Genomic DNA, 296 nt, shown 5'->3' on the forward strand with positions numbered 1-296 from the left:
GTTAATTCACGTACTTTTTCACAAATGTCATACAATTCTTCAAGTGGAATAATCTCTTCATGTGCGGCAATTTGAAGCACAGGGTCTGCGGATGTGTAAACAATCAAATCCCCTGTTTTCATTTGATGTTCGCCCCACTCGTCAATTACTTGTGTGCCTGATGCCGGTCGATTCACAACGACTTTACGTCCCGTAATACGTTCGATTTCATCAATTAATTCTTGTGGAAAACCGTTTGGATACACTTTGAATGGCTGCATGATATTCAAGCCCATCATTTCCCAATGGCCTGTCAT

1 pseudogene is annotated in these 296 nt (G+C 41.2%); it reads right to left on the reverse strand.

The features are described 5' to 3' along the window. Positions 1-296: pseudogene (locus CD118_RS11715) on the reverse strand (phosphopentomutase); the annotation flags it as partial.

It is taken from the genome of Staphylococcus coagulans, assembly GCF_002901995.1.
GTDB classification, from domain to species: Bacteria; Bacillota; Bacilli; order Staphylococcales; family Staphylococcaceae; genus Staphylococcus; species Staphylococcus coagulans.